This is a genomic window from Paenibacillus xylanexedens, assembly GCF_007680605.1.
GTDB lineage: Bacteria > Bacillota > Bacilli > Paenibacillales > Paenibacillaceae > Paenibacillus > Paenibacillus xylanexedens_B.
In genome coordinates this window covers 1-687 of sequence record NZ_VEIO01000036.1, presented here as the reverse complement: position 1 = coordinate 687, position 687 = coordinate 1, and the positions used below count along the sequence as shown (strand labels likewise).

Genomic DNA, 687 nt, shown 5'->3' with positions numbered 1-687 from the left:
TACGTGGTAAGCCGTGGTGTATTTAATGCATCCGAGTTGCGCGCGTATTTAAAACGGAGTCTGCCTGAGTACATGGTGCCGTCGTATCTGGTGGAAGTGGAGCAAATTCCACTGACGGCGAACGGGAAGGTGGACCGAAAGGCGCTACCGGAACCGCAAGGGCTATTGCAGACAACCAGCGAATACGTTGCCCCACGAAGCGGGACTGAAGCGAAGCTAGCAGAGATTTGGCAGGATGTGTTAGGCCTTTCGCATCCAGTAAGCATCCGGGATGACTTCTTCGAGCTGGGGGGCCATTCACTCAAAGCAACACAGCTGATGGCCCGCATCCAGAAACAGTTAGATGCGAGTGTGACGCTGAGTGAAGTGTTCGCCCGTCCAACGGTAGAGATGCTAGCGGGGTATTTGGAAACGGCAGCTATCCTGGAACGCTATGAGGCAATCAGCCCGGCGGAGCCGCGCGAAGGGTATCCCGCCTCGCCTGCCCAGCAACGGATGTATGTGGTAAGTCAGCTGGATCAGCAGGGCATGGGTTATAACATGCCGCAAGCGCTGGAGATCACAGGGGAACTGGATGCTGTTCGGGTGCAGGAGACTCTGAACCGCTTAGCCGAGCGCCATGAAGCCTTCCGTACATCGTTTGTAATGCAAGAAGACCAGCTCATGCAACGGATCGCCGAGCAGGTG

General features: G+C 56.0%; 1 protein-coding gene. It reads left to right on the top strand.

The window, feature by feature from the left end:
* The coding region (locus FS818_RS28240) for a condensation domain-containing protein (RefSeq protein WP_145336725.1) at positions 1-687 on the top strand (687 nt) is incomplete at both ends.